The organism is Nakamurella sp. GG22 (assembly GCF_052976845.2).
In genome coordinates this window covers 1-25,631 of the sequence record NZ_JBRIIO020000007.1, presented here as the reverse complement: position 1 = coordinate 25,631, position 25,631 = coordinate 1, and the positions used below count along the sequence as shown (strand labels likewise).

At 65.4% G+C, this 25,631-nt stretch carries 22 protein-coding genes and 1 pseudogene; 9 read left to right on the top strand and 14 right to left on the bottom strand.

The window, feature by feature from the left end; genetic code table 11:
- Nucleotides 1–369 precede the first annotated feature (369 nt).
- Nucleotides 370–2,529, bottom strand: coding sequence for a hypothetical protein (locus ACVBEQ_RS09630; protein WP_447152915.1), 2,160 nt, complete (start codon nt 2,527–2,529; stop codon nt 370–372).
- An 871-nt stretch (nt 2,530–3,400) separates the two neighbouring features.
- Here ACVBEQ_RS09630 and ACVBEQ_RS09625 point away from each other — a divergent pair.
- Nucleotides 3,401–3,982: a hypothetical protein gene (locus ACVBEQ_RS09625; RefSeq protein WP_447152914.1), complete on the top strand. Its 582-nt coding sequence runs from the start codon at nt 3,401–3,403 to the stop codon at nt 3,980–3,982.
- A gap of 101 nt (nt 3,983–4,083) precedes the next feature.
- On the opposite strand, the gene ACVBEQ_RS09620 is transcribed toward ACVBEQ_RS09625, so the two are convergent.
- The 4 genes from ACVBEQ_RS09620 to ACVBEQ_RS09605 form a co-directional block, all read right to left on the bottom strand.
- A complete protein-coding gene (locus tag ACVBEQ_RS09620; RefSeq protein ID WP_447152913.1) occupies nt 4,084–4,935 on the bottom strand; it encodes a trypsin-like peptidase domain-containing protein in 852 nt (283 codons plus the stop codon).
- An 893-nt stretch (nt 4,936–5,828) separates the two neighbouring features.
- Complete coding sequence (locus tag ACVBEQ_RS09615; RefSeq protein ID WP_447152912.1) at nt 5,829–6,614, bottom strand: hypothetical protein; 786 nt, start codon at nt 6,612–6,614, stop codon at nt 5,829–5,831.
- Nucleotides 6,615–6,738: 124 nt separating this feature from the next.
- The gene (locus ACVBEQ_RS09610; protein WP_447152911.1) at nt 6,739–7,569 is read right to left on the bottom strand and encodes a hypothetical protein; all 831 of its coding nucleotides are present in this window, start codon (nt 7,567–7,569) and stop codon (nt 6,739–6,741) included.
- A 362-nt stretch (nt 7,570–7,931) separates the two neighbouring features.
- Nucleotides 7,932–8,237 (bottom strand): type II toxin-antitoxin system Phd/YefM family antitoxin, encoded by a 306-nt coding sequence (locus ACVBEQ_RS09605; protein WP_447153082.1) that lies wholly within the window; start codon nt 8,235–8,237, stop codon nt 7,932–7,934.
- Nucleotides 8,238–8,650: 413 nt separating this feature from the next.
- Between ACVBEQ_RS09605 and ACVBEQ_RS09600 the strand changes: the two genes are divergently transcribed.
- Nucleotides 8,651–9,325: a hypothetical protein gene (locus ACVBEQ_RS09600; RefSeq protein ID WP_447152910.1), complete on the top strand. Its 675-nt coding sequence runs from the start codon at nt 8,651–8,653 to the stop codon at nt 9,323–9,325.
- Nucleotides 9,326–9,358: 33 nt separating this feature from the next.
- Nucleotides 9,359–9,784 carry a hypothetical protein gene (locus ACVBEQ_RS09595; RefSeq protein ID WP_447152909.1) on the top strand — a complete coding sequence of 142 codons (426 nt, stop codon included), beginning with the start codon at nt 9,359–9,361 and terminating at the stop codon, nt 9,782–9,784.
- A gap of 40 nt (nt 9,785–9,824) precedes the next feature.
- Here the strand turns inward: ACVBEQ_RS09595 and ACVBEQ_RS09590 are convergent, their stop codons facing one another.
- The 6 genes and pseudogenes from ACVBEQ_RS09590 to ACVBEQ_RS09565 form a co-directional block, all read right to left on the bottom strand.
- Nucleotides 9,825–10,583, bottom strand: coding sequence for a succinate dehydrogenase/fumarate reductase iron-sulfur subunit (locus ACVBEQ_RS09590; protein WP_447152908.1), 759 nt, complete (start codon nt 10,581–10,583; stop codon nt 9,825–9,827).
- On the bottom strand, nt 10,580–12,541 hold the full coding sequence (locus ACVBEQ_RS09585) for a fumarate reductase/succinate dehydrogenase flavoprotein subunit (protein WP_447152907.1): 1,962 nt from the start codon (nt 12,539–12,541) through the stop codon (nt 10,580–10,582). Before ACVBEQ_RS09585 ends, ACVBEQ_RS09590 begins: the two co-directional genes overlap by 4 nt.
- Before the next feature lie 74 nt (nt 12,542–12,615).
- The gene (locus ACVBEQ_RS09580; protein WP_447152906.1) at nt 12,616–13,401 is read right to left on the bottom strand and encodes a hypothetical protein; all 786 of its coding nucleotides are present in this window, start codon (nt 13,399–13,401) and stop codon (nt 12,616–12,618) included.
- Complete coding sequence (locus ACVBEQ_RS09575) at nt 13,398–13,694, bottom strand: hypothetical protein (protein WP_447152905.1); 297 nt, start codon at nt 13,692–13,694, stop codon at nt 13,398–13,400. The genes ACVBEQ_RS09580 and ACVBEQ_RS09575 overlap by 4 nt, the downstream gene beginning before the upstream one ends.
- Nucleotides 13,695–13,752: 58 nt before the next feature.
- On the bottom strand, nt 13,753–15,621 hold the full coding sequence (locus ACVBEQ_RS09570) for a glycoside hydrolase family 15 protein (protein WP_447152904.1): 1,869 nt from the start codon (nt 15,619–15,621) through the stop codon (nt 13,753–13,755).
- Nucleotides 15,596–16,397, bottom strand: a pseudogene (locus ACVBEQ_RS09565) (SDR family NAD(P)-dependent oxidoreductase). The gene ACVBEQ_RS09570 and the pseudogene ACVBEQ_RS09565 overlap by 26 nt, the downstream one beginning before the upstream one ends.
- Nucleotides 16,398–16,647: 250 nt before the next feature.
- Here ACVBEQ_RS09565 and ACVBEQ_RS09560 point away from each other — a divergent pair.
- From ACVBEQ_RS09560 to ACVBEQ_RS09535, 6 genes are all read left to right on the top strand, one after another.
- Nucleotides 16,648–17,211, top strand: coding sequence for an alpha/beta hydrolase family protein (locus tag ACVBEQ_RS09560; RefSeq protein ID WP_447152903.1), 564 nt, complete (start codon nt 16,648–16,650; stop codon nt 17,209–17,211).
- A gap of 97 nt (nt 17,212–17,308) precedes the next feature.
- On the top strand, nt 17,309–18,340 hold the full coding sequence (locus ACVBEQ_RS09555) for a LacI family DNA-binding transcriptional regulator (protein WP_447152902.1): 1,032 nt from the start codon (nt 17,309–17,311) through the stop codon (nt 18,338–18,340).
- A gap of 217 nt (nt 18,341–18,557) precedes the next feature.
- The gene (locus ACVBEQ_RS09550) at nt 18,558–18,761 is read left to right on the top strand and encodes a cold-shock protein (RefSeq protein WP_447152901.1); all 204 of its coding nucleotides are present in this window, start codon (nt 18,558–18,560) and stop codon (nt 18,759–18,761) included.
- A 335-nt stretch (nt 18,762–19,096) separates the two neighbouring features.
- Complete coding sequence (locus ACVBEQ_RS09545) at nt 19,097–20,710, top strand: multicopper oxidase family protein (RefSeq protein WP_447152900.1); 1,614 nt, start codon at nt 19,097–19,099, stop codon at nt 20,708–20,710.
- 5 nt (nt 20,711–20,715) lie between these two features.
- Entirely contained in the window at nt 20,716–21,207 is a 492-nt protein-coding gene (lepB, locus tag ACVBEQ_RS09540) for a signal peptidase I (RefSeq protein WP_447152899.1), read from the top strand.
- A 38-nt stretch (nt 21,208–21,245) separates the two neighbouring features.
- A complete protein-coding gene (locus tag ACVBEQ_RS09535; RefSeq protein ID WP_447152898.1) occupies nt 21,246–22,268 on the top strand; it encodes a copper resistance D family protein in 1,023 nt (340 codons plus the stop codon).
- Between the two features lie 41 nt (nt 22,269–22,309).
- Here the strand turns inward: ACVBEQ_RS09535 and ACVBEQ_RS09530 are convergent, their stop codons facing one another.
- From ACVBEQ_RS09530 to ACVBEQ_RS09520, 3 genes are all read right to left on the bottom strand, one after another.
- Complete coding sequence (locus ACVBEQ_RS09530) at nt 22,310–23,653, bottom strand: sensor histidine kinase (RefSeq protein WP_447152897.1); 1,344 nt, start codon at nt 23,651–23,653, stop codon at nt 22,310–22,312.
- Nucleotides 23,650–24,357: a response regulator gene (locus ACVBEQ_RS09525; RefSeq protein WP_447152896.1), complete on the bottom strand. Its 708-nt coding sequence runs from the start codon at nt 24,355–24,357 to the stop codon at nt 23,650–23,652. Before ACVBEQ_RS09525 ends, ACVBEQ_RS09530 begins: the two co-directional genes overlap by 4 nt.
- Before the next feature lie 314 nt (nt 24,358–24,671).
- On the bottom strand, nt 24,672–25,631 hold a 960-nt coding region (locus ACVBEQ_RS09520; protein ID WP_447152895.1), incomplete at its 5' end, for a hypothetical protein.

Below are 25,631 nucleotides of genomic sequence, written 5' to 3'. Positions count from 1 at the left end.
AGCTGGTTTAGCGCCGACTGGCCCCGCCGCGACCAGCGCGGAAACCACGCCCGCGACATTGCAGACGTCCACCGGGGGGTGCAGCGGGCCAGACCCGGCTCCTACGAATCGACCAGCATGAACCCCAGCCTTGGCTCGGCCCGGGTCATCCGACAGCGCCAGGAGCATGTCTGCAATCCTCTCCGTGAGAATTTTCCCCTACTCATTCAAGGACGGGGTGCTGGTCTGTGCCCGCGGCGTCGGATGCGATCTACTTCGCAGAATTTACGCTACATCACCGACACTGCCGCTGTCGCTGGCGGTGTAAGGTTTGTACGCATTGAACCCGCACTGCCGTGTTATCGCGCTCATCTTCGCGCACTTTGCGTACTAACGGCGATCGGTCCCAGCGGCACGTGCCGAGTGACCACCTCGATGCACGTCGTCGACTGACAACACCAAACCCGAAGGCGCTTCGGAGTCGAAATAGATTCTCTTCGCCGAGTCGCTCAGGTGATACTCTCGTCGACCACGCACCATATCTCGATTGACCAGGTCCTGTTCGTCCAATCGCTTCGCACGTTTACCGATAAGCTGATAAGAAACGTCCAGTTCTCCTGCGATGTCGCCCGCGTACAGAGGCTTCGATTCCGAGCTAAGAGTCTGGAGGATGCCAAGTTCCGTCGCCGGCAATAGCTGATCGGCGTTGACGCTGCGAATTAGGTCCTCATATTTTCGCGAAATATTGGTCACCGTGCAGGTTCCCGCGCGGCAACTCGGGCAAAGCATGTGGAACCGCTTCAGTGCATCCAAGTCTGCTGTCTCGAAAACTGTTGAGCAGCTATCGCACTTGATCTCCTGATTGCTGGTCAGATAATCTTGAATTAATGCGTTGTAGTCAAATACCCGCTCGACAAAGTAGAGCCGATTTTCCCTTGCCCCTGTTGGTCGACCAAACGTAATTGAGTACTTCTCACACAATCCATAATTGAGCGCGTATACCGAGACCCGATGCCCATCGCGATTGCTCATCACATAATACTTGGTCAAAAAGAAATTGAGTTCAAGCGTAGATAGCAAGGGATCGAAACCTTGGCTGGTGTTGAAATGGCTCGTCGGATGCTGTCCCTCAATCGTTCCGAAGATGCTTGCCGCTTCCTTTGATCGCAGAGATCGCGCACGGGAAACGATTCGTTCGAGCAGCTCCTTAAGGCTGAAAATCGTTGACCGCTCCTCGAACGATTCGTGCAGGAAGCGGCCCATTGAAAAATACGGCTCAAGCTTGTCCTCGTAGTATTTCTTCGCAGCGTCTCGGACGCCTGTTACGCTTATCCTCCGGCCGTAGAGGAGCTGGCTTTCGTAGACGAAGAAGAGTATGTAGCCGAGAGCACGAGGATTGCCGAGTGAAGCCTGGAAGAGTGCAGTCCAGACGGCATGCGAATTGCGCTGATCCACGTAGAGTTGCAGGTCGAGGTCGAAGTGCTCTAAACGTCGCTCCACCAGTCGCCGAGTAAACTCGACGCCCTTGACCTCCATGTCTGCGACCGATGCTTGGCCGTAGAGACTGTACAAGTCGAGGTTGACCTCATCAATTTTGGACTTGTCTAAGGCCCCGTAGTAGATGCGCCCAGGATATGCTGCAACCTTAAATTTGACAAGCTCGTCGGATCGGTTGTTCAGAGGCGCAACAAGTACATCGACAACTGTTTGCATCGCATTTAGGGGTAATTCAGAGAAGTCGTCAAGAAACACGTACAGATGCTTAACACCAAGAGGTTCGAGGAGCTCTTTGAGCCCAGAGATTAGCTTGCGAATGTCGATTGCACGCAGCAGTATTTCTGAATAGTCCTCCTCAGCCTCCGAAAGACGGCCGTCGGACGCCTGCAGGTCGCCGCCTAGACTTGGTCCCGAAGTGTCTAGCTTGAAGGTCGCGCCCACTGAGCTCGTCTGTTCTTGACGTTGAAGTCCTCTCACCCGTGCAGTCCTAATGCCCTGCACGTTAACAAAGTCTGGCTTGTCAAGGCCGTCGATGAAGTCATCGAGGCCGCGGCTGAGCAGCCCATAGTTGCCAGTAAACGCTTCCTTTAACCGGAGTTTCCACGAGGAACTTAGCTGCTTAGCCAAGTCATCCCTGATCCCTGATACAACAGCGCGCAAGAAGCTTGTCATCAACAGCAGTTGAGCCAATGATTTCTCTGGTAATGCGCCGTCAATCTTCGATAAGTTTCCAGCTAACGCTGGTTCGACGTGCGCGGACTCGAACACCGTCTTAATGTCCACATAGGTAGAGAGAACGGAATTCTCCTTCAGAAGGCTCTTCTGTGCCCGTAGGAAGACGGTAGACTTTCCCGTACCTTTTCTGCCGATCAGGAAGGTTGTGTTCGGCTGCCGCAGGAGCTTGTGAACGTGGTCATGAGGTAGCGGATCGACGTAAAGCTTCTCAATGAGATCTTCTCCCTGCGGGCTTTCTAACTCCGCCCGGCGATATAGCTTGAGCGACTGAATCGCCTCTTGGAATCGATCGAGTTCATCATTCGAGTAAGCCACCACAACAGCCCCCGTCTTTCCTGATCAATAACTCAATTCCGATATTGTCCATGAGCGGTCAAGGTGAGCGGGGCGTTGGTGGTTGCCACACTTGCCTTTCGCGCAGCGTACCCGCCTCTACTCGATTCAACCCGTGCCCAGCGAGGACCATGGCGGCTGGATGAGCGACGGCCAAGAAGGCTCCAGCGACTGGACTTTGTAGACCCACGCCAAGCAGGTACGGCGGCCGCCGCAGTCGCGATCAGCAGCCGGACCACTTCCTTGCCCCGAGGGTTCATTCGAACAATGATGTCAGCCCGTCCACGGCCCGATGGTGTGCGGTGCCGAGTCGGATGAGTGACGCCGCAAGTCGATGGCCGTCCAGGCTGTGCGTGATCATCCGGTCGGCGACCTCCGTCTCGCCGACGAGCAGCTCATCGTCTCAGTTCTAGTCTCATTTGCCTGCCTTCGCGGCCATCCCTAGGTGTCCATCCGTAAGCATTCTCCCTGGTCACGGACCATTGCGGCCATCGGCGAACATGCGTTGGCGGACTTGGAAAGTGTGTTGGTTACTTCCAAGTCGGGCGAGGCCGCAGGGGCGCGTCGGGGAGGCGCTGACCTTTGGTTCTAGTACCCCCACCCCGTCCCGGCGAGCCATCGACTTTGCCCCTCCTGAGCGCACAGATCCAGGCATTCGACGACACCTGGCGATGGACTTCGGTCACGGACATCAATTTCAGGAACTCATGGCAGGTGGAATTCCACCGGCTTTGGCGGACGCGCTCCACACGTTTCGCACCCTCCCGAGCGAGACCGATCTACTTGCCTACCTGGTCAACATGGCGCCCAGACGTCGAAGTTCAAGGTCAAGTCGCTCGGTTCTGCTTGACGTCCGGTGGCCGGCAGTGCCGGGCTCGACCATTATTACCCGGTGGAATGGCTGAGGTGGGGCGGGCTGGCCGTACAGGTGCTCGGGTTCGGGTTGACGTGCTGGGGGTTGAAAGACACCTACGACGATCACTGGCGCGGTCGGCGGAAGCTGCTCTCTGACGCGGTACGCGCTCAGGCCCAGATCGTCGTGCGTTGGTTCACCCGGACGCCGCCGCGGCGTCTGGAGGTCAACATCGCCGAGAGCATCGGAGTCATTGACAGTGTTCTGCCCGCCGTGACGTCGTCGGCGCACGGCCAGGCTCATCCGCCCGGCGTGAGCAGTGATCTGGACGGTCTCGTGCGCGTTCTGACCGAAAGGGTCGACGGTCTGAGTCGCACACTCGGAGCCCTGGATCAGCGGGTCTCGGCCGAAGAGTCGGCACGAATGCAGGTCGGCGAGGAGCTGCAAGCCGCGATCGAGGCCGGGGATAGGGCTCAGGAAGAGCTGACCCACGACACTGCCGGTGACGGACTCCGGAAGGAGTTGGTGGGCGTTGGCCTGGTCCTGCTGGGGATCGTGCTGCAAGGCATCGAAGCGGTCGCGTAGCAGCCCTGAAGTCGCGGGCAGGTTGCTGCCCACTTGGTTTGGTTGAATGGGTAGGGCGCATGGTCGTTGCCGCACTGTTTTGTTGAGCATTTGCAGAGTCATCAGGTCGGCTTGGGAATGTCTCGCAGGATTTCATCTCGCTGGTCAACCAGGTCGGCCTGTTTCAGGACTGCATCGATTCGCCACGCGGGTACCACGATCGACATCCCTGAGTGTTCTCTGACGAAGTGACCGTCGGGATGCCGTGCTCCGGTGTTGGTGCGGACCGGCGTCGTCATTTCGATGTGCCCGCAGTCCAGGCCCAGCAGGAACTGATGGCCGGTACCAAGGTCGAGGCCGACTCCCGGTCCGCGAAACGCGCCGGGCGGGATGATGCAGAACACCGGCGACCCGCTGAAGCCTGAAAGCGAGCGCATCTCGATCAGAAAGGACTCGACCTCGATTTTCCTTCCGTCGCGGACGGGTTCGCCCGGCATGAGCGCTATGGTGCCGAAGCGAGCGACCGGCCGATTCTGGCTGCCGTCGCTGCGGTAGTAGTTCAGTCGCCCGAGCATGATCACCTCGTCGCCCACGTTGAGCAGGAACTCGGTGGCGTCCGTCGGGGTCAACGACCATGCCTGCCGGGGCAGAGCGAGGAACTGAAGGTCGTCCTCCTCCGGTAACCGCAGCAGCGCGACCGCCACGTCGTCCGGCCCGGCGGCGTGCGTCCATTCGTCCGGTGGGATCTCGTAAATCCGCACGGTGCCGCTCCTGGTGTTGAGTCTGGCGAAGCGGCAACCCTGCGCGATCACGTGTGAATTGGTGATCAGGTAGCGGACCGAGTACGCGGTGCCCGCCAACTCGTAGCTCACGATGAAACCCGTCGCGCCGCTCACGGCGGCACCCTCTGCATCCGCTCGGTTCGTGAACAGGTAGGCGACGCAGCCGGGCATCTCGTCGTTGATTCGAGGCACGGCTCGACGCTAGGACCAGGTTCTGCGGGTGCCGTGCAGCCACGCCGTGTATGGCGGCGATTCCAGTACGGACGGGACTAATTCTCACTCCGCCCGTGCGTGTTACGCACAACAGTCCCATATCTTGCATTGCCACACGAGTATTTGGGCTGCGAAACGGCTGGTCTAGCTCTACCGGGTGGTCAAGGGGTAACAGGTATTCTGCGCGGCCGATTCATTGGGCGACTCGGTCGCTGATTCGACCGACCGGGGCAGCAACCGTCTGGAGCACTCTCATCGAAGTCTCAAGTAAGGCATGTCGAGCGACTGGTGACGGGTCATGATCGTGATCATCACGCATCTCGGCAGAGGTCAGGCGGCACTGCCCGCTCGATCCCGCAAGGGGACTTCTTGGCTGATTGGCGGGGGCCATCGAGAGCCGGTCCTCCATCCAGTGACCACGGCAGTGACCAAACCCCATCCTCCTGATTCGCATGACGCATATGCAACACTCCGGGCATTTGTCAAATAGGTTGCAGCATAGTGGATCTGCATCTACCCATCACCTGGGGGTCAAGGGGTCGCAGGTTCAAATCCTGTCATCCCGACAAGCAGCCCCTCACCAGTTTCCGCAGGTGAGGGGCTTTTGCTGTCTTTGCACCGACCGGAGGGCACGTCGCTCCTGGGTGCCGCGGGCCATGCCGGCGCGGCCCGTCATGGTGGGCGTGACGCCGAGGTCATCCGAGTTGGTCGCCCGCCGGAGCCTGGCCGTGGTGATCACTGCGCCGCGAGGGTCGTGGATCACAGGAGCGCATTGCCCGCTCGCAGGGGTTGAAGGCTCCAGAACGCTGCCTCACCAGCGCGAGCTGTTGAGCGTGGCAGTCAAGCTGGATTCTGCCCTGGAAGACGACGCCTCAGCCGGCACTTCGAAGTGCCTCGATTAATTGCTTCTCGGACATGGAATATGCGCCCTCTTCGCGAAAGTTTGTCGAATCGGGCTTCGGCGCCACTAAACCGTCGACAATCACAAAAGGACCGGTGCAGGCAATTGAGTAAGAATCAGGCGTAGAAACTGGGTCTCCTTCCATCGATTGTCTCAATGGCAGCACGGCGCGGTCGCCCGGCGCCAATCGGTGATTGCCGTCGAACGCGATCGGCACCCATACGTCCTCAGGTGTATCCGATATCCAGCCTTCGACAATCACCTCCACGGTCTGCAAGGGTTCTCCGCTCAGTGTCTGTTCGATGTCCACCTGCAGCAGGCGGTTCAGGAAGTCCCCTCGCCGCGGCGGGAGCTCCGCACGTTGATTCGAAAATGCCGCGGGCCCATATGTGCCCTCGATGAACGGTCGCTCTGCGACAACGACTCCGAGCACAATGGAGTCGCTGGCGTCGGCCAGCCCACCGAGCGTGCTGCTGTACGGCTCGCAGGAGCCCGCCATGCTGACGACTGGCGTCTCGGCGAACGTAAGCCTCGCATCCGTAGAGGTCTCGGTGAGCGACGGCGCCGGCGTCCCCTCGGCCGATGACTGTGTTGGCGGCGCAGCAGGTCCCGTCGTCCGCGAGGACCGCTCCGAAGAGCTCGTCGGTGTGGACTGCTCACCATTCAGCGCTGCATTACCGCCGCAGCTGGTCAGCGCAACGCCAACCAGGAGAACACCGATCGCCGCCCTGAGAACCGCGCCCGCACAACGAACCATGTCGGCGCACCTTCCTGCAGACTCTGCTGCCATTGAAATCGTGACCGCACCCAACGCCCGCACGAAATCTAGTTGTTGGCCCGGTGCTGCGCAGGACTGACGCGAGGCGATGCATCGGAGACGTCTACCGCGCGGATTGGTCTGCCAGCGCGGCGATCTCCGTTGCGGCGGATGGATCGACGAAGCCGACCAGGCCTTCGTGTGGGTCCACGACGCGGTGGCAGCCGCCGAGTTCGATCAAGGCGATCGGCTCCTCGGCGGGTTGATCCAGCCGATACGGCGGTTCAGGGGTCTGCAGCAGCAGGACCCAATCGGTGGGTGTGGTCTGCATGGAGTCGGTGGGCTGTGCGCAGCCTTCCGGTTCTGTCGACGACACAGCCGGCCATGACCGTGCGAAGTCTGCTGCAGGAACGGTTCCGGCGGCCGCCAGTTCTCCTTCCTGGTCCGCGGTGGGGCGGTAGCGGCACACGCTCACCTTGCCTGCGGTGGGCAGCGTGACCCGTGCTGCACCGTCGGCGGAGGATCCCAGCCACACGGCCGGGCTCTTGCCCGTTCCGCACCCGGCGACCACGTCGATGTCAGTGCGCACTTGTGTAGTTCTCGTTGTAGCGACAACCGGCATTGCGGCCACGTCGTTGAAGGCGGTCAGAGCGTCGCTGCGGGCGTGGCAGCCGTCTCCCGCGACGGCGGGCCGGGTCCGGCTGCCATCGGCCAGGGTGACGACGAAGTCGGGCAGCACGCCCATTGACAGATCGCACGCGTTCCCGGCTCGACGTAGGTCGGGCAGGCGAAGACCGGTCGTCAACTCCGGGATGCGATCGGGTGGCAGCTCACGCACGGTCGTAACAGCCCAGGATCCTTCACCCGGGAAGCACTCCTCGCCGGTCACGCAGATGACGGCCGAGACCAACGCGGCTGTCTCTTCCAGCAATGCCAGCGTCGCGGGCGGTGGCACGCCGTCACATTGCTCCGACTGCTGCTGGTCAACGGCCCGGAATCCTCCGCTGGTACCGAACCCCCGGGCGCAACCGGAAACCAGCAGGCCGGCAACAACCAGCGTGATTCCACCGCGCAACAGGCCCCGACGAATCACAGCGCCTCCAGGACATTGAAGTCACCGGCGCAGCCGGTGACTGCAGCGCCGACCGGCAGAACACCGACCGTCGTGCGAACCACGTCTGCACAGGTCGTCATCTCAGCACCCCGTCCCGAGGTTCAGCTGACTTCAGGACGGTGCCGTCGGCCCACACGGTTGCACGAAATCTGTCCCGTAACCCGTGGAAGTGCCGAGGTCGCGATTCGGTCTGTTGCGTGAACTCAGCTCCGAACGTCTTCGCCGCACGGACGGGATGCGTGCACCTCGCGCAGCCGGACGAAAGATCCCTCTTCCGACATGACGACGCCCAGCCCTGCAGCGTGTTCAGCCTCGGATTCACGGATGCCGGCCATGGCCTCGGGGTCGGTCCGCAGTAACAGCGTCTCTTCGAGGGACTCGATGTCGTCGAGGGCGACCAGGACGAACGCGGGGCGTCCGTTCCTGGAGACGATGATGCGCTCATGGGCGGTCACGACCCGGCCGGCACGCTCGGACAACCGGTTGCGAGCCTCGGCCAGCGGCACCATCTCGGTCACGCAGGAAGCGTACAAATCTCCGCCATCCCGGGTGGGCGTCAGTGCCCAACGTGTGGGGGTGCGGCCTCTGTCGGCGGGCCGAGGTAGCGGACCGGCTCCGCTCGAGGCGACTGCGCCTCGCTCCAGCTGCAGTTGAGCGGGCCGCACCCGACGAGAGCACCGCGCACGAACACGAGCAAGGGCCGTCGCGCATATCGACAATGTCACCAAGAGCCACCTGTTGTGAGCTGGATGCGGCAAATGGGATATCGTTTCCTCATATCGGTGTCGGGGGATGCCGAAAACCTCGGTCCCGCGTGATGTCGTGACGCCGATCGGGGCTCACGATTGTCGTGATCAGGACTGACGTCGCCGTGTGGCGGCGGACCGGGCGTGTGTGGGTGGGGACGTGTGTGGTGGGGGAAATGATGAAGACGCGAGCGACCGCAATTGCCTTGATGGCCGCGGCGGTGACAGTGCTGTCCGGCTGCGGCAGCACCGTGGCCGGGACATCCGCTGTGGGACAGGTGGTTTCCGCTCCCACCACGAGCAGCCAACGTGCCACCCCGCCGCCCCGGTCGGCAGGACCTGTCACCACCACTGCGCCGGCTTCGACCAGCACAGCGACCGAAACGGTCACGGCCGCCGCACCGGCGACGGTCACGTCGACCCCTCCGCCTGTGGTGGTGCCGCCGCCGGTGGTCACCGTCACCCGGGCCCCGTCCACCGTGTACGTCCCGCAGCCCAGCAGTTCGGAGGCCGATCAGCAGGTGGCCGCGGATTCTTACACTGCCGAACTGATGGTCGGCTGGTGGATTCCACAACTTTCATCCAATACGGACAGCGATTCGGCGATGACGAAGTTCCGCACACTCCAGGGGCGTGGCCCCGGGTACGGCGAGATCTTCATGGTCGATTCGGCGGATTTCACGAGTTTCCGCAATTCCGGCTACTACGTCATCCTGATGCCGGAGGTCTTCCTGACCGCCGGCGAAGCCAACGCCTGGTGCGACGCCGAGGGCTTCGCGATCGACGACTGCCTCGCCAAGCAACTCTCGCACACCGACGGGCCCGACGGATTGACCGTCGAGCGGGGCTGACGGCCTGGGCGGTGCTCTTGTAGGTTGCCTGTCGTGCGCATCGAAACCGTGATCGCGATCAGGGCGCAGGACGCCGTCGGACCGACCCGGCTGGAACTGCTGACCGCCGGCAGCGTGAAGTTGCCCGTGGTGGTGATCGTGGGCGCCGCACCGCAATGCCAGTACCACGTCTTCGACGTCGCCTCGTTGCAGTCCGCGTTCGTCGGCGCGCTCTCCGGCACGACCGTTGCCGAAGTGCTCGATCTGGCCGGCCGGGAACCGCAGCACGCGGTGCAGAAGAGTGCCGCCGCGACGGCGGCTCCGGGAACGCCGGTCGAGGACAATGGTCGGCTGATCGGGGTCATCGCCCCCGAACCGCCCGAGCGATCCGAACCCAGCGAGGCGGATATGGAGCGAGGGGCGGCGGAATCGGCACCCGCCAAGAAGGGGCTGTGGCAGCGGCTGACCGGCTCGGGCTGAGTAGGCGCCAGTTCTGACGGAAGCGGCTGTGCCGTCGGAATCAGTCGCGCCGCCGGCGGAACAGCTTGTCGCCCAGCCAGACCAGCGGGTCGTACCGACGGTCGGCGACCCTTTCCTTCATCGGGATGATCGCGTTGTCGGTGATCTTGATGTGCTCGGGGCAGACCTCGCTGCAGCACTTGGTGATGTTGCACATCCCGATGCCCTGCTCGGCCTGGGCAAACTCGCGTCGGTCGGTGCGGGCGTCCAGCGGGTGCATGTCCAGTTCTGCGGCCCTGATGAAGAACCGCGGCCCCGAGAACGCCTTCTTGTTCTCCTCGTGGTCGCGGACGACGTGGCAGACGTCCTGGCAGAGGAAACACTCGATGCACTTGCGGAACTCCTGCGAGCGCTGGACGTCGACCTGGGCCATCCGGTACTCGCCCGATGCCAGGCCGGGCGGTGGGGCGAAGGACGGAAGCTGGCGGGCCTTCTCGTAGTTGAACGAGACGTCGGTGACCAGGTCGCGGATCACCGGGAAAGCGCGCAGGGGCGTCACGGTGATCACCTCGTCGTCGGTGAAGGTCGACATCCTCGTCATGCACAGCAGTCTCGGCCGGCCGTTGATCTCGGCACTGCACGAACCGCACTTGCCGGCCTTACAGTTCCACCGGACGGCGAGATCGCCGGCCTGCGTTGCCTGCAGCCGGTGGATGATGTCGAGCACCACCTCGCCCTCGTTCACCTCGACGGTGTACTCCTGTAGTGCCCCACCGCCGGCGTCGCCCCGCCAGACCATGAACGTCGCATTCCGGCTCATCCGGTGCCTTCCTGCTGTGGGGTCTGTGCTGGGGCGGCTGGCAACTCGTCCGACATCAGGTACTTCTCCAGTTCGGAGCGCTCGAACAGCGCGAGCAGCTCCGGCCGGATCGGGGTGATCGGCTGTTCGGTGACGGCGATGCCGTCGCCCTCGACCGAGCAGATCAGCAACTTGCGGCGCCACTCCGAGCTCATCTCCGGGTAATCGTCCCGGGTGTGCCCGCCGCGGCTCTCCCGCCGGGCCAGCGCTGCCCTGGCGACGCATTCGCTCACCATCACCATGTTCATCAGGTCCAGTGCAAGGTGCCAGCCGGGATTGAACTGCCGGTGACCCTCCACCGAGACCGCGGCAACCCGCGGCTTGAGGGCATCGATCGCGTCCAGCGCCCGCTGTACCTCTTCCTCCTTGCGGATGATCCCGACCAGGTCGTTCATCAACTGCTGGAGCTCGCGGTGCAGCGTGTACGGGTTCTCGCCCAGCCCGCCGTCGGCGGGCGGCTGGAACGGCGCGAGGGCGCGCTCGGCGGCCTCCGTCACCGACCCGGGCCGAGCCTGCGGCCACATCCCGCCGAGACCGAGGACGTACTCGGCGGCGGCTGCCCCCGCCCGCCGGCCGAAGACCAGCAGATCGGACAGCGAATTGCCGCCGAGCCGGTTCGAGCCGTGCATCCCGCCGGACACCTCACCTGCGGCGAACAGGCCCGGAACCCTGGCGGCCGCCGCGGTGTCGGGATCGACCTCCACACCGCCCATGACGTAGTGGCAGGTGGGCCCGACCTCCATCGGTTGCTTGGTGATGTCGACGTCGGCCAGTTCGGTGAACTGATGGTGCATGGACGGCAGCTTCTTGATGATCACCTCGGCCGGCAGCCTCGTCGAGACGTCCAGGAAGACGCCGCCGTGTTCGGTCCCGCGGCCCTCCTTCACCTCGGAGTTGATCGCCCTTGCGACCTCGTCGCGGGGGAGGAGTTCCGGTGGCCGCCTGTTGTTCTCCGGGTCGTCGTACCAGCGGTCGCCCTCCTCCTCGGATTCGGCGTACTTCGACCGGAAGATCTCGGGGACGTAGTCGAACATGAAGCGTTTGTTCTCGGAATTGCGTAGGACCCCGCCGTCGCCCCGGACCGATTCGGTGACCAGGATGCCCTTGACCGACGGCGGCCAGATCATCCCGGTGGGATGGAACTGCACGAACTCCATGTTGACCAGGGTCGACCTGGCCCGCAGGGCCAGTGCGTGCCCGTCGCCGGTGTACTCCCAGGAATTGCTGGTGACCTTGAACGATTTCCCGATCCCGCCGGTCGCCAGGATGACGGCCGGTGCGCGGAACACGATGAAGGTGCCGGTCTCTCGTCGATAGCCGAAAGCACCTGCAACGGAACCGTTCTCGTCCTGCAGCAGGTCGGTGATGGTGACCTCCGCGAACACCCGGAGGCCAGCGTCGACGTCCCCGACACCGTGCCCCCTGGTGCCGGCCGCGTCGTCGGCGGCGGTGTCCTCGTCCTGCCGGAGCGAGACGACCTTCTGCTGGAGGGTGCGGATCAATTCCAGTCCGGTGCGGTCGCCGACGTGGGCGAGCCGCGGATACTCGTGACCGCCGAAATTGCGCTGGCTGATCCGGCCGTCGGGCGTGCGGTCGAACAATGCGCCGTAGGTCTCCAGTTCCCACACCCGCTCGGGTGCTTCCATGGCGTGCAGTTCCGCCATCCGCGGATGGTTCAGGAATTTGCCGCCGCGCATGGTGTCGCGGAAGTGCACCTGCCAGCTGTCCTTCGAATTCACGTTGCCCATGGACGCCGCGATGCCGCCTTCGGCCATCACGGTATGCGCCTTGCCGAACAGCGACTTGCAGATGACGGCGGTGCGCATCCCGGCCTCGCGGGCGGCGATGGCGGCACGCAGACCGGCACCTCCCGCTCCGACGATCAGCACGTCGTAGCTGTGCTCCTCGTGTTCGCTCATGCGGCGGAACCGGTCAACGGATGGTCTCCTGGCTCGTCGAAAAGGTGGTGTCCGGGGGGGTAGGAGGAGGCGGGTCAGAAGAAGCGCAGGTCGGTGATCGTTCCGGTGGCCAGTCCGAAGATGTACAGGTCGGTGACCACGAGCGACACCAGCGACGCCCAGGCGAGCTGCATGTGCTTTCCGTTGAGCTTCGAGATCTGTTGCCACGACCAGTATCTCACCGGGTGACGGGAGAAGTGCTTCAGCTTGCCGCCCATGATGTGCCGGCAGGAATGGCAGGACAGCGTGTACAGCCAGATCAGGGCGACGTTGATCAGCATGATCACCGTGCCGAGGCCCATGTGCCCCCATTCGCCGTCCGGGTTGCGGAACGCCAGGGCGGTGTCGTAGGTCAGGATCAACCCGAACAGCACCGCGAAGTACCAGAAGTACCGGTGGACGTTCTGCAGGATCAACGGGAAACGTGTCTCGCCGCTGTACCGCCGGTGCGGTTCGGCGACGGCGCAGGCCGGCGGTGAGAACCAGAATGCCCGGTAGTACGCCTTGCGGTAGTAGTAGCAGGTCAGCCGGAAGCCGAGCGGGAAGATCAGGATGATCAGCGCGGGGGACAGCGGCCACCAGCTGATCGGCTGGCCCAGATCACTCGTCCCGGGGGCACATCCGGTCGTCAAGCACGGGGAGTAGAACGGCGTGAGATACGGCGCGGAGTAGTAATAGTCGAACTGGAACGCGCGGAAGGTGGCGTAGACCGCGAACAGCAGCAGGCCGGCAGCGGTGGCGGCCGGAGCCAGCCACCAGGTGTCGGACCGCAGGGTCTTTACGGCCAGCCGGGCACGTCCAGGGGTGTTGACCCCGCTCAACGGTCGTGCCCGGAGTAGCCGCCGACGCCCTCCTGATCCGAGTCCTTCCACATCGATTGGTCGTACGGTTCGTCGCTGACCTGGTACATCCCGGCCCCGGCGCCCTTGATGCTGACGGGCAGGTCAGGCGTCCGCAGGATCTCGGCGTCGGCGGCGTCGAGCTGGAGCCGTTCCAGGTCGTTGCACAGGCGCGCGACGACCGAGGTCTTTCCGTGGATGTGTGTCAGGACGGAAACTGCTGTCTTCAACTCCTCGATCGAGCGCTGCAGAGCGAGGAGTGCGGAATCGGTCATCAGACCTCCCGGTCGGCGAACAGAGCGCCTCGGCCCTGTCAGAGCGATCGCGATGACCCTAACCCCGCGCGGTCGCGCTGTCAGCAGATACGAGTCGTCCGCTGATCACCGAATGACCGTCGGGACGTTCCGCCGGGGCGGATATCGATCGGCCCGCGTCGTCGACGGCGAGTGCTGCGTTGATCAGCGACAGGTGGGAAAGGCCCTGCGGCAGGTTGCCGAGAAACGTCCGGCCGCCGGGCTCGTCGGCCGGCACGATCATCTCGGCGAAGATGCCGACGTCGTTCGCGAGCGGGAGCAGTTCGTCCATCAGCTCCCGCGCCTCCGCCGATCGGCCGACCCGGGCCAGCGCCCCGACCATCCAGAACGAACACGCGACGAAGGCGCCCTCGCTGTTCTGCATGCCGCTGTAGCGGTAGACCAGCGGGCCGTCGGCAAGCTCGTCCCGCACGGCGTCGATGGTCGATGACATCCTGGCGCCGTCATCGAATCCGCCGGCCAGCAGGATGGACGCATCCAGCTCGTCGGTCTCCGGATGCTTGACGTAGCAGCCGATCTCGTCGTTCCAGCAGTGCTGGTCGACGAAGTCGCGAATGGCCTGCCGCTCCGCTCGCCACCTGCCGCCGCGGCTCGGGATCTGCCCGCGCTCGGCAAGTTCGATCGCGCAGGTCAGCGCCTGCCAGCACCCGATCTTGGACGACGTGTAGTGCTGCTCGTCGGGCAGCTCCCAGATTCCGGCGTCCGGACGTCGCCACTGATCGCAGCATTGGTCGGCGAGGTCGGCCAGCATCGCGCCCGCGTCCGGATCGAGCAGATGCCCGGCTTCGACGTAGCTGCGCACCACGTCGAAGATGTCGCCGGACGCTCCCAGCTGGAGTTGCTCGGCGGCACCGTTCCCGGAGAGCACCGGGCCGATACCGCGCCATCCCGGCACGCCCGGTGCCTTTCGCCGACCGCTGGGCGGCTCGCCGGACAGGTGGGTGAAGACGTGCGCGCCGTGCCGGCGCAGGCTTTGCAGCAGCCAGGAGACGGCGGCGTGGATCTCCTCCTTCGCACCGATGCGGATCAGTGCGCGGATGGTGTGCGCGGCGTCCCGGACCCAGGCGTAGCGGTAGTCCCAGTTCTTCCCGCCCGCGGGGCTCTCGGGCAGCGATGTGGTTGCTGCGGCTGCGACAGCGCCCGTCGGGCTGAAGATCAACTGTTTGAGGATGAGCGCGTGCCGCAAAACCTGGGGCGCCCACTCGCCGTCGTAGTCCAGCGAATCCGACCAGGCCCGCCACGAACCAACGGTGCCATCGATGCGCCGGTCGATGTCGGCCGGGTCGGGAAGGTTGAGCGGCTCACCCCTGGTGCCGGTCAGGCCGATCAGATGCCGGGAGCCGGGGTCGGTGGTGAACGAGCCGCGGATGTCCTCGGTGGAGGTGACCGGGTGATGGTCGATGCCGTGCACCGCGACGGCGACGTCCCCGGACCGGAGCACCGGACCGGTTGGCCGCTCCTGCACCCATGGCGACGACTCGCCGAGCCGCGAACCCGGCCGCACCGCCCATTGCATCTCGACGTGCCCCCGCAGGCCCTCGATCCGGCGGGCCAGTTCCGTCCACGGCAACCGTCCGGCAACCCCGGAGTTGAGCGAATCGGTGACGCGCACGGCTCCGCGGTCCGTCGTGTACGTGGTGACCAGGACGTTGGCGCCGGTGAGATATTCACGGGACCGGCGGGCCGGTCCGACCGGTGCGAGCGCGAGGTGGCCGCCGTCCTCGGCGTCGAGCAGCGCCCCGAAGATCGGCGGGCAGTCGAGGTCGGGGACCGGGAACCAGTCGATCCGGCCGTCGTCGGAGATCAACGCGACCGTTCGGCCGTCCCCGATCGAGGCGTAGGACTCGATCGGGGCATAGCCGTCAGATCGTCGCAACGGAACCCGCATCGACCCGGTAGTTGGACCCGTTCACGAAGCTGGCACGGTCCGAGCAGAGGAAGACGATCACGTCGGCGACCTCCTCCGGCCGGCCCCGCCGCTTCAACTCCAGGTATGGCCGCTCCTCGGACAGGAACGACTCGATAGCCTCGTCGATCCCGGTGCCCAGCTGCCCGGCCCGCTTCTCCATCATGGCGTCGGTCATCGGTGTGGCGATGAACGCGGGCGATACCGCATTCACCAGCAGGCCGTCGGTGGCGTACGACCGGGAGAGTCCCTTCGCGAGCGCGAGTATCCCGGCCTTGGCCGCGCAGTACGGGAGTTCGTCGTCGTAGGGCTGGACCGCGTCCTCCGATGCCAGCAGCACGACCCGACCCCATCCTCCCCGCCGCAGTCCCGGCAGGAAGGCGCGCAGCAGCCGGACCGGCGCCAGCAGGTCCAACCTCGATCGTCCGGCTCCAACCCTCCTGGTCGATCTCGTGGAACAGGCCCTGCGCCCCGGTGATCCCGGCCGACTGGACCAGGATGTCCAGGTCCCCGAAACGCTCGTCGACCCGATCGCGGAGTGCGGCGACGTCGGCGTCCTTGGTCAGATCCGCAGCGACGGCCAGCAGTCGGTCGGGTCCGGCGCCGAGCCGGATCGCGGCCTCGTCCAGCTCCGGCTGCTGCACGTCGGTGATGACGACAGTGGCCCCCTCTGCGAGCAGGGCGGCCGCCGTGTGGAAACCGATACCGGAATCAGCGCCGGTGACGAGTGCGATGCGCCCCGCGATGCCCAGATCCATGCTCGTCCCTCCGCCGCGACCGGTGCCGGTCCGACCATGGTTCCACAGCCGGGAGCCCGCCCGCAGCAACGCCTTTCGGGACAGCGGGAGGGGAACCGAAGTTGTTTCGACCCTGGGCACGCCGGGTACTTCGCCTTTTCCGTTCCGGCACAGCGACGCGCCGGTTCGCGTGCGGCATGCTGTTCGCAGTCTGCGTGGTCCATCACCGATCCCGGTGGCTCCCGCGCGGCCCGACGAGAGGATGCGACCGATGAGCGGTGCGCCGGGTGGCCTGCTGCTGACGCCGGGGGCCGGGGCGGACCGCAACCAGCACACCCTCGTCGCACTCGAGGCGGCCGTTGCGCCGTTGCCGTGCGCGCGCATCGACTTTCCTTACCGGCAGCAGGGCCGGCGGGTGCCCGACAAGGCGGCGGTGGCGATCGAGCATCTGGTCAGGGAAGCCGGCGCATTCGTCGCCGCCCACGCCATCGCGGCGGAACGCCTCGTCCTGGGTGGGCGCTCCTACGGCGGCCGGATGTGCTCGATGGCGGTGGCCGAGGGGCTGCCCGCGGCTGGTCTGGTCCTGCTCAGCTACCCGCTCCACCCGCCGGGCAAGCCGGAGAAGCTCAGGGTGGAGCACTTCCCGAACGTCTCCGTGCCGGTGCTGATGATCTCCGGTCGCTCCGACCCATTCGGCTCGCCGGCCGAATTCGACGCCGCCGTTCCGGCCATCGCGGGCCCGGTCACCCAGGTCTGGCTGGCCGGCGGGCACGACCCGCGCCGCGCCGACGACGCGATCGGCGCGGCGGTGCTGGAGTGGCTGGGGACGCTGTGAGCCTCGCTCGGCCGTCCCCTGGTGACAGAGCGCAATGGGTCGTCATGCCGATCGGGCTGGGGTGGACATTTCTGTGGTTCGCGCTGATGCTCTCCCGGTGACGTCAGCCGAGCCGCCGGGCAAAGGTCGCTCACCGACCCTGGAGGACGTGGCGGCCGCCGCCGGTGTCTCCCGGTCGACCGCCTCGCGGGCGATCAACGGGGGTAACCGGGTCAGTCCGGACGCCCAGGCCGCCGTCGACGCCGCGGTCCGGACGCTGCGCTTCACACCGAACCGTGCGGCTCGCGCGCTGGTCACCGACCGCGCGAACTCCATCGCCCTGGTCATCCCCGAGCCCGACGACAGGGTGACCGGTGACCCGTTCTTCGGACAGATCATCAAGGGTCTCGGTCAGGCCTTGGACGACACGGAGTTCGCCATGGTGCTGCTGCTGGCCCGCCGGGGGGACACGGCCGACAAGACCATGCGGTATCTGCGGCACGGGCACGTCGACGGGTCGGTGGTCGTGTCGCACCACGAGTCCGACCTGATCGAGCGTGCGCTCGTCGCCGGAGCGCTGCCCAGCGTCTTCGTCGGCCGGCCGTGGTACCTGCCGGATCAGCTCAGTTACGTGGACACCGACAACCGGCTAGGGGCCGAGATTGCGACCCGGCACCTGATCGAGCAGGGCCGGCTGGCCATTGCCACCGTCGCCGGCCCGCCCGACATGATCGCCGCGGTCGATCGGGTGCACGGCTGGCGGGCCGCACTGGGCGCCGCCGGGCTGCCCGCGACGGCACTGGAGCACAGCGACTTCACCACCGCCGGCGGGGCCGACGCCGCTCGGCGGCTGCTGGACCGGCACGCCCACCTGGACGCGATCTTCGTCGCCAACGACCTGATGGCGGTGGGCGTGCTGGACGTGCTCCGGGCGGCCGGCAGGTCCGTGCCGGCCGATGTCGCCGTGGTCGGCTACGACAACGCGGCGTTCGCCGCGACCACCGACCCGCCATTGACCACGGTGGTCAATCCGATTGCCGAGATGGCCCGCGCCGCCGGTCAGGTGCTGCTCGGCCGGATCTGTGACAACGACCCGCTGGGGCCGCCGACCATCTTCCCGCCGTCGCTCGTGCTGCGTACGTCCGGGTGAACTGAGGGGGGATCACCCGGGTGGGTGGTCTTTCCGACCGAATCATGAGAGGCTTGACTCGGTTACCGTTCTTGAGTCCGTTCCACGCGACGCCAAGATGTCGCCACGGGCTTGGCTCCATGGGTGTTTGCATCCGAAGGTGTCGAAATCGTCGACTAACCCGGATCAGCGCACAGTGCGCGGGTCCGTATCGGATTCACCCCGCAAGGAGAGCACCATGGCACAGGGCACCGTCAAGTGGTTCAACGCTGAGAAGGGCTTCGGGTTCATCACCCCCGAGGGCTCCGGTCCGGACGTCTTCGTCCACTACTCGGAGATCCAGGCGGGCGGCTACCGCTCGCTCGAGGAGAACCAGAAGGTCAGCTACACCGTGACCCAGGGCAACAAGGGCCCGCAGGCGACGGCGGTCACCGTCATCTGACGGATCACCCCGCGCCACCTGATCGTCGCCTCCGGCCCCGACACCGCTTCTGTGGTGTCGGGGCCGGAGGTCTTTGTGCACCCGATTCCTTCTGAACCCCGTATTCGCCTGATGGCGCCGGCCCGCTACGCCCGCGCCGGCCAGACGGTTCGATGACCCCCCTGTTTTGGGTATGACCGGCCCCCCCAATGCGGGGTGCCTGCCGCGGCGGCGCGGGCGGATGCTGCCTCTGCAGTCTCCCCTCGGGTCGTCCCACCGCCCGGGCACAGCATCGCGGCGGTGGGACGAGCCGACAAGCGGTTCGCCGCTTGCCCTTCGACGAACGGGATGCGGTCATGTCATTGTCCCGCAGAGATGCATTCAAACTCGGTGGTCTCGGCGCACTCGGTGCTGCCGGTCTGGCAGTCCCATTGGGCCGCATGGTCAGCGGCCAGTCGGCCAGCCTGCTACCGAAGGCCAGCATGCCGGTGCCGTATCGGACCACCTTCGGGCGGTTGCCGAGGCTGCCACCCATCGGTACCAGACTCGATGACCAGGGCCGGACCGTCGAGATCTACGACATCGCCGCCAAGACCGGCTCGGTGGGGATCGTCCCGGGCTATCCGCAGACCCCCGTGATCGGCTACGAGGGACTCGTCCCCGCGCGCCGGATCGACGTGCGTGTCGGCACCCCGATCGAATTGCGGGTCCACAACAGATTGCCGGCGTCGCATCCGACATTCGGCACGCCCACGGCGCTGTCGACCCACCTGCACGGCTCGGCGTCGCTGCCGCAGTACGACGGCTATGCCAGTGACGTGACGTGGCCGGGACAGTTGAAGCGCTATCAGTATCCGAATTTCCAGGCCGCCAGAACACTGTGGTATCACGATCACGGTGTCCATTACACGGCGCAGAACGTCTATTCGGGGCTCGCCTCCCAGTACCACCTGCATGACGACATGGAGCTGGACCTGTTGCCGCAGGGGGAGTTCGACGTCGGGCTCACCCTCTCCGACATCATGTTCCAGGCCAACGCCTCCCAGTTGTACGACGATCGCACGCGCTCCGGTCTCTGGGGCGACGTCATCCTGGTGAACGGCAGAGCCTGGCCGGTGATGAAGGTGAAGAAGCGGGTATACCGCTTCCGGGTGCTGAACGGGTCGCCGTCCCGGTCGTACCGGCCGACGCTCTCGCCGGCCACACCGGTGTACATGGTCGCGACCGACGGCGGCCTGATGCCCAGGACACAGCAGGTCGCTTCCTGGCGGCACGGCTCGGCGGAGCGCTACGAGATCCTGATCGACTTCTCGAAGTTCGCGGTCGGGCAACGCATCGAGATGCGGAACCTGAGTAATCCGAACAACCGCGATTTCGACAACACGAACAAGATCATGGCTTTCGACGTCGTCGCCGATTCCTTCGACACGAACGATCCCACCTGGAACCGGATCCCGAACGAACTGAATCCTGGTAACGAGGTGATGAAGCTGACCGCCAACCCGAGGCTGAAGGTCAGGAACATCCGGCTGAAACATGATGACGTGACGAATGTGTGGAGTCTCAACGACCAGACGTGGGAGGACGTGGTCGCATCCGGGTTCAGCTCCGTGCTGGCCAATCCCGCACTGGGCGACACGGAAATCTGGGAACTCGAGAACAGCTCGGGTGGCTGGTTCCACCCGCTGCACATCCACCTGATCGACTTCAAGATCCTCAGCCGGAACGGCAGGGCGCCATTCGCCTACGAACTCGGGCCGAAGGATGTCGTCTACGTCGGCGAGAAGGAAAAGGTCCGGGTCATCATGAAATTCGGTCCGCACCGCGGCAAGTACATGGTCCACTGCCACAATCTGGTACACGAGGACCACGACATGATGCACCAGTTCAGCGTCGGCCTGAAGCCCGGCGACGTGGACGTCAACGATCCCATCTGGTCCGATCCGCCCTACCCGGATCCGGAGCCCTGAGCAAGATGCGATGGGCGGCAGCTGCTGCCTCGGTGGCCGCCGTCGTCATCGCGGTGGTGGTGGTCAGAACCCAGTTCATCGACACCGTCACCGTCGCCTCCGACAGCATGGCGCCGACGGTGTGCGGCGGAGACACGATCGTGGTGCGCAAGCTGGGCAGCGGCAACGACGTCGAGGTCGATGACATCGTGACGTTCACCGGCCCGGCGGACGGTCAACCGACCATCAAACGCGTCGTCGCGGTCGCCGGGCAATCGGTGGCGATCAAGGATGCCGGGTTGTTCGTCGATGGGCGCGAGATCGCCGAGAGCTACGTCGACCACGCAGCCATCGACGGGGTCTACACCCCGACCGTCACGGTCCCGCCCGGCCACGTGTTCGTTCTGGGCGATCATCGCGAGACGTCAATCGACTCAAGAATTTTCGGGCCGCTACCGACGGAGGCGATCAACGGGCGACTGCTGTTCACGCTCTGGTCCGAGTGCCCGACCGCTTGACCGCCACACGGCGTCGACCTCCTGACAGGACAGAACTGATGGTGCAACTGGACGACCGCGGTGCAGAACAAGCTGTCGACCGACCGATTCGGTCGGTACGCGCGGTGATGGCGTCGGTCGCGCTCGCCTCGGCGGGCGCCGTCGTGATCGCCCGGTGGTGGACGGGCACCGGCTATCAGCCGCCGCCCAAGGGCCTTCCGGATTCCGGCGCGTTCACTTCGCTCGCGTTACCGGTGGCCGGGGCGGCCCAGGAACTCGCCGCGGTCGCCGTCGTGGGACTGCTGTTCGCGAGGTGCGTCCTCGTTCCACGGTGCCACGAGGCGGCTCACCGGAGACTGGCGGTGATCACGGCGCGCTGGGCTGCCGCGTGGGCAGCGAGCTCGCTCGCGGTCCTCGTCCTGACGATGTCGGATGCGATGGGCGTACCGCTGCTCGAACTTTCCGGGCGGCTCGACGTTGTTGCGGTGTTGCTGGGATCCCCGTCCATGCTCGGCCAGCTGACCACGTTGTGGGTTGCCTGTGGCGCGGCACTTTTCGCAGCTCGACCCAGCGGGCGGGCCGCCACGGGCGCGGGCCTGGTGGTGGTCGCCGCGGCTCTGCTTCCCGCCACCCTGGCCGGGCATGCCGGGCACCACAACTCGCCCACGATGGCCATGACAGTCCTGGCGGTACACGTCCTCGCGGCGGCGGTCTGGATCGGTGGTCTACTTGCCCTGACCCTGCACCTCCGGGCGTTTCCCGACGCACTGCGGGACAGCCTGCCGAGGTTCAGCTCGACGGCCCTGCTGTGTGCGATCGGCGTCGGCGTCTCGGGCGTCGCGGAAAGTGCGATCATGCTCGACACCTGGGGCCAGCTTGTCGAGAGCGACCGGGGGCACCTGATGATCGCCAAGGTGGTGGCGCTCGCAGTTCTGCTCTGCATCGGGTACTGGCACCGGAGCAGCACCATGGGTGCGGCGGCAGCGGGTCGGCTGTGGCCGTTGATCCGGCTGGCCGGCGTCGAACTCGTCGTGATGGGCGCGACCGTCGGGATCGCAGTCGTGTTGTCCGGAACGGCGTAGCCGCAGCACGGAGATCGACGAGGCCCGAGCGGCAGAAGATCTCAGACAAGCAGGGGGCTCGGTAGCGGCACGTCAGCGGTGATGGACGTCCCACCGCCGGGCGCGGCGCAGACGGCGAAGCGGCCGCCGAGGCCCTCGACCCGCGACCTCAGCAACTGAAGCCCGAGATGGCCCTCGGCGCGCCGGTCGAGCCTGTCCGGATTGAAACCGACGCCGTCGTCGACGATTCGCAGCAGCAGTGACGGCTCGTCATCGTCGTCCCGGACCACCTGCAGCGAGACCGCGACATGCCTGGCCGCAGCGTGTTTGGCGATGTTGGCCAGCGCTTCCTGGGTCACGCGGTAGAGGGTCGTGAACAACTCGTCAGAGGCCGGTGGGAGATCGCCGACCGACACGGTGACGTCAGTGCCGTTGCGCCGCAGCGGCTCCGCCAGCTGGGACAGGGAGTCAGGCAGCTGCGCCGGGCCGAGATCGGGTGGGTACAGGTCCACCATCAATTGGCGCAACGACTCGATGGAGCGCTGCACGGTGCGCTGCAGCGTGGCCATGAGTGCCCGATGCTGTTCCGGGACGCTGCCGGCGACGGCGCCCAGGGCGTAACCGGTCCCGGCGAGGTCCTGAATCGGCCCGTCATGCAGGTCTGCGGCAATCCTGATCCGTTCACGGTCGGAGACGGCAAGGCTGCGCTCGGCCAATTCAGAGCGCTCCGCATCGTGCCGGCGCACCCGCCGGGCCATCGAGGTGGCGATCGGCACCTGAATGGCCATCAGCACCACCAAGGGCACCAGGACCAGCGGGATCAGCTGCCACAGCAGCGATGTGGCCGTCTCGTCGACCCGCGCATAGTCGTAATACGCCTCGAATGCCATCGGCGCTCGACCCGGCAACGAGAAGGGCACATACACCTCGACGAACCCGACGCCCTTGTCCTGCGCGGCGAGATGGCTGGCCTCCGGTTCCGGTTCGAACTCGGAGCTGATGACGCCCTGCTCTATCGCCCGCCGCACCTCGTCCGGCCGCTCCAGCTGCTTTCCGACGTCCGCCGGGTCGTCGGCATAGACGATCCGGCCCTCACCGTCCCACACGATGACCTGCCGGAGATAGCCATCTCGCATGCGGTTGTCGATCGCCCGCGACAACTCTCCCTGCCGCTCGACGTCGCCGTTCAGCGAGTCCTCCAGGAGCGGCGCAATGACCAGTGCGGCGAGCCTGACCGTCGTGTGCTCCGCATCGCTCAGGGCCTGCGAACGGGCCACCGAACGGCTCGCCGCGACTGCTCCCACGGCGACGACGAGCAGCGCCAAGGCGGCTGCCCCGTAGAAGACCTGGAGTTCACGGCGAACACCACCCCACCGCTGCACTGCGTTATCCGGCCGAACCGTCATACCGGTGCATCGATGAGGCCGAGGCTCTTTGCCTTGATGACGGCCTCGAGCTGGGTGCTGACCCCCAACTTGCAGTGCAACGACTTCATGTAGCCGCGGCAGGTGTGCAAGCTGATCCCCATCACCCGGGAGATGCCCTGGGTCGCCATGCCCTGTCCCAGATACGACAGCACCTCGAGTTCCCGGGCGGTGAGGTTGGGCCGTAGTTCGCTGGGAGGCCGCGGCGTCAGCTCCGCGCCGCCCCGAAACGCCGACGGCGCCACCAGCATCTGGCCCTGTCGGACGCGGCCCAGGACGCTGATCATCTCCGACAAAGAACCGTTCTTCGGAATGAAACCGGAGGCTCCGGCCTGCGCCGCCCTGGCGATCCACGCCTGGTCCCGATAGGCGGTGACGACGACGATGATGATCTCCGGCAGTGACTCCCGGATCTTGCGGGTGGCCACCAAGCCGTCCTCGCGTGGCATCTGGATGTCCATGATGACGATGTCCGGTCGTAACAGGCTCGCCATCGAGATTGCTTGCTGCGCGGTCGAGGCTGTTCCGACGCAGGCCATCCCAGGGACGGACTCGAGGGCCGCCGACAGCAGATCGGCGAAGGACAGATGGTCGTCGACCACCAGAATCCTCGTCGTGCCGGGCGCACTCCCTGGACCGCTGCCGACGCCATCTATTTCTGGCCGCATTGCCAGCTGACCCGTCATGACAGACCCCCATTGACCTGTTGCGGTCGGCGCGAAACTCACGCACCGTAATCGATCGCCCCGACGATCTCGATCAATTGTGCGCGATGTCCGGTCTTTGTGTCTATGAACCGCACCGATCGTGACAAATTGTGCCGGACCGGGTCACGAGGTTGCCCGAAGGGAGTAGTTGTCGGCGAAAATTATGCGTCGGAGGGGCGTCGTCCTGTCGATGCGACCACAATTGGATGACCGGCCGCCCCGGCGGAGCGAAGGCCGGACGAGTCTGCAGTGCCAATGCACTAACGCCGCGTTGCCGATCGCTCGATCCTGTTTTAGACAGCGACCATCCGGAGAGTGAGCTGAAGCGGCGCCGCATCACGCCGATGACGAGCCGCCGCCTGCGCGCGAAGGGTGTGATCGGCGCAGATCCGGTGCGCTTCGGCGGCAAGATTGACCAACCCCGCAGAGTCAGCGATTTCCGCCGCTCCCGCTGCGGCGGCAGCCGCGGCCGCTGTGCGTCCGCGCGCGGCATGGATCGCGGCGACGCCGATCAGTCGCAGGTACCCCTCCCGGGGAAAGGAGGAACCAACGAGCTCCTGGTCCAGTCTCGCCAGGCTCGTCTCGGCCGTGTCGACATCGTCTGCCGCCTGGAGTGCGACGAGCCGGGCCAGCGCCTCAGGAACCAAAAGGATGGATCCGGCTCGGTCCAGGGCTCGGACAAGACTCGACAGCGACTGGATGGCCGCATCACGCTCGCCCATTTCGGACAGCAGGCACGCAGTGGCGAGTTGATGAAGCTGCCCCGCAAGTGCCCCGGCACCGCTGGCCAGCGGAAGCCGGCCGGCGAGTTCAGCCGTGGGTAGGTCACCCCGCTCGATCGCGATCCGCATCATCAGCCAAGCCCAGTTGACGTCAGGCTCGTTCTCGCAACGGTGGGCTGCAAGAGCCCACCGCCGGGGAAAGTCCGAGTCGGAGAGATCATGAGAAACAAGGCACTGCAATACCTCGAAGCGGCGGTACAGGACGTCGTCCCCGGATCGGGAGGCCAGCGTGCACGCGCGGGCCAGTGGTGTCGATCCTGCCCGGGCACCGCCGAACAGGATGTCAGGCAGCGAACTGACAGCCAACGCCCTGGCTGCGAGTTCCGGCGGCGGGTCCATCGTCAGGACCTCATCGGCGAGCCGTCGCGCCCGGTCGAATTCGCGCCGGGGAAGGCAGCTCTCGAACGCTTCGCGGAGTCTGCCGCCGGCGTCCCGGGTGATGGAAGCCAGCGGCTGGGTCAGCGGGGGTTG

Bases quoted from the DNA above. Each gene is read 5' to 3' on its own strand.
- ACVBEQ_RS09590 (WP_447152908.1), bottom strand. From the start codon at position 10,583: ATGAGCCGGAATGCGACGTTCATGGTCTGGCGGGGCGACGCCGGCGGT.
- ACVBEQ_RS09585 (WP_447152907.1), bottom strand. From the start codon at position 12,541: ATGAGCGAACACGAGGAGCACAGCTACGACGTGCTGATCGTCGGAGCG.
- ACVBEQ_RS09535 (WP_447152898.1), top strand. From the start codon at position 21,246: ATGGTGCAACTGGACGACCGCGGTGCAGAACAAGCTGTCGACCGACCG.
- ACVBEQ_RS09525 (WP_447152896.1), bottom strand. From the start codon at position 24,357: ATGACGGGTCAGCTGGCAATGCGGCCAGAAATAGATGGCGTCGGCAGC.
- ACVBEQ_RS09570 (WP_447152904.1), bottom strand. From the start codon at position 15,621: ATGCGGGTTCCGTTGCGACGATCTGACGGCTATGCCCCGATCGAGTCC.
- ACVBEQ_RS09605 (WP_447153082.1), bottom strand. From the start codon at position 8,237: ATGGTGCCGCTGGCCGAGGCTCGCAACCGGTTGTCCGAGCGTGCCGGC.
- ACVBEQ_RS09575 (WP_447152905.1), bottom strand. From the start codon at position 13,694: ATGACCGATTCCGCACTCCTCGCTCTGCAGCGCTCGATCGAGGAGTTG.
- ACVBEQ_RS09615 (WP_447152912.1), bottom strand. From the start codon at position 6,614: ATGGTTCGTTGTGCGGGCGCGGTTCTCAGGGCGGCGATCGGTGTTCTC.
- ACVBEQ_RS09530 (WP_447152897.1), bottom strand. From the start codon at position 23,653: ATGACGGTTCGGCCGGATAACGCAGTGCAGCGGTGGGGTGGTGTTCGC.
- lepB (WP_447152899.1), top strand. From the start codon at position 20,716: ATGCGATGGGCGGCAGCTGCTGCCTCGGTGGCCGCCGTCGTCATCGCG.
- ACVBEQ_RS09550 (WP_447152901.1), top strand. From the start codon at position 18,558: ATGGCACAGGGCACCGTCAAGTGGTTCAACGCTGAGAAGGGCTTCGGG.
- ACVBEQ_RS09545 (WP_447152900.1), top strand. From the start codon at position 19,097: ATGTCATTGTCCCGCAGAGATGCATTCAAACTCGGTGGTCTCGGCGCA.
- ACVBEQ_RS09600 (WP_447152910.1), top strand. From the start codon at position 8,651: ATGATGAAGACGCGAGCGACCGCAATTGCCTTGATGGCCGCGGCGGTG.
- ACVBEQ_RS09560 (WP_447152903.1), top strand. From the start codon at position 16,648: ATGAGCGGTGCGCCGGGTGGCCTGCTGCTGACGCCGGGGGCCGGGGCG.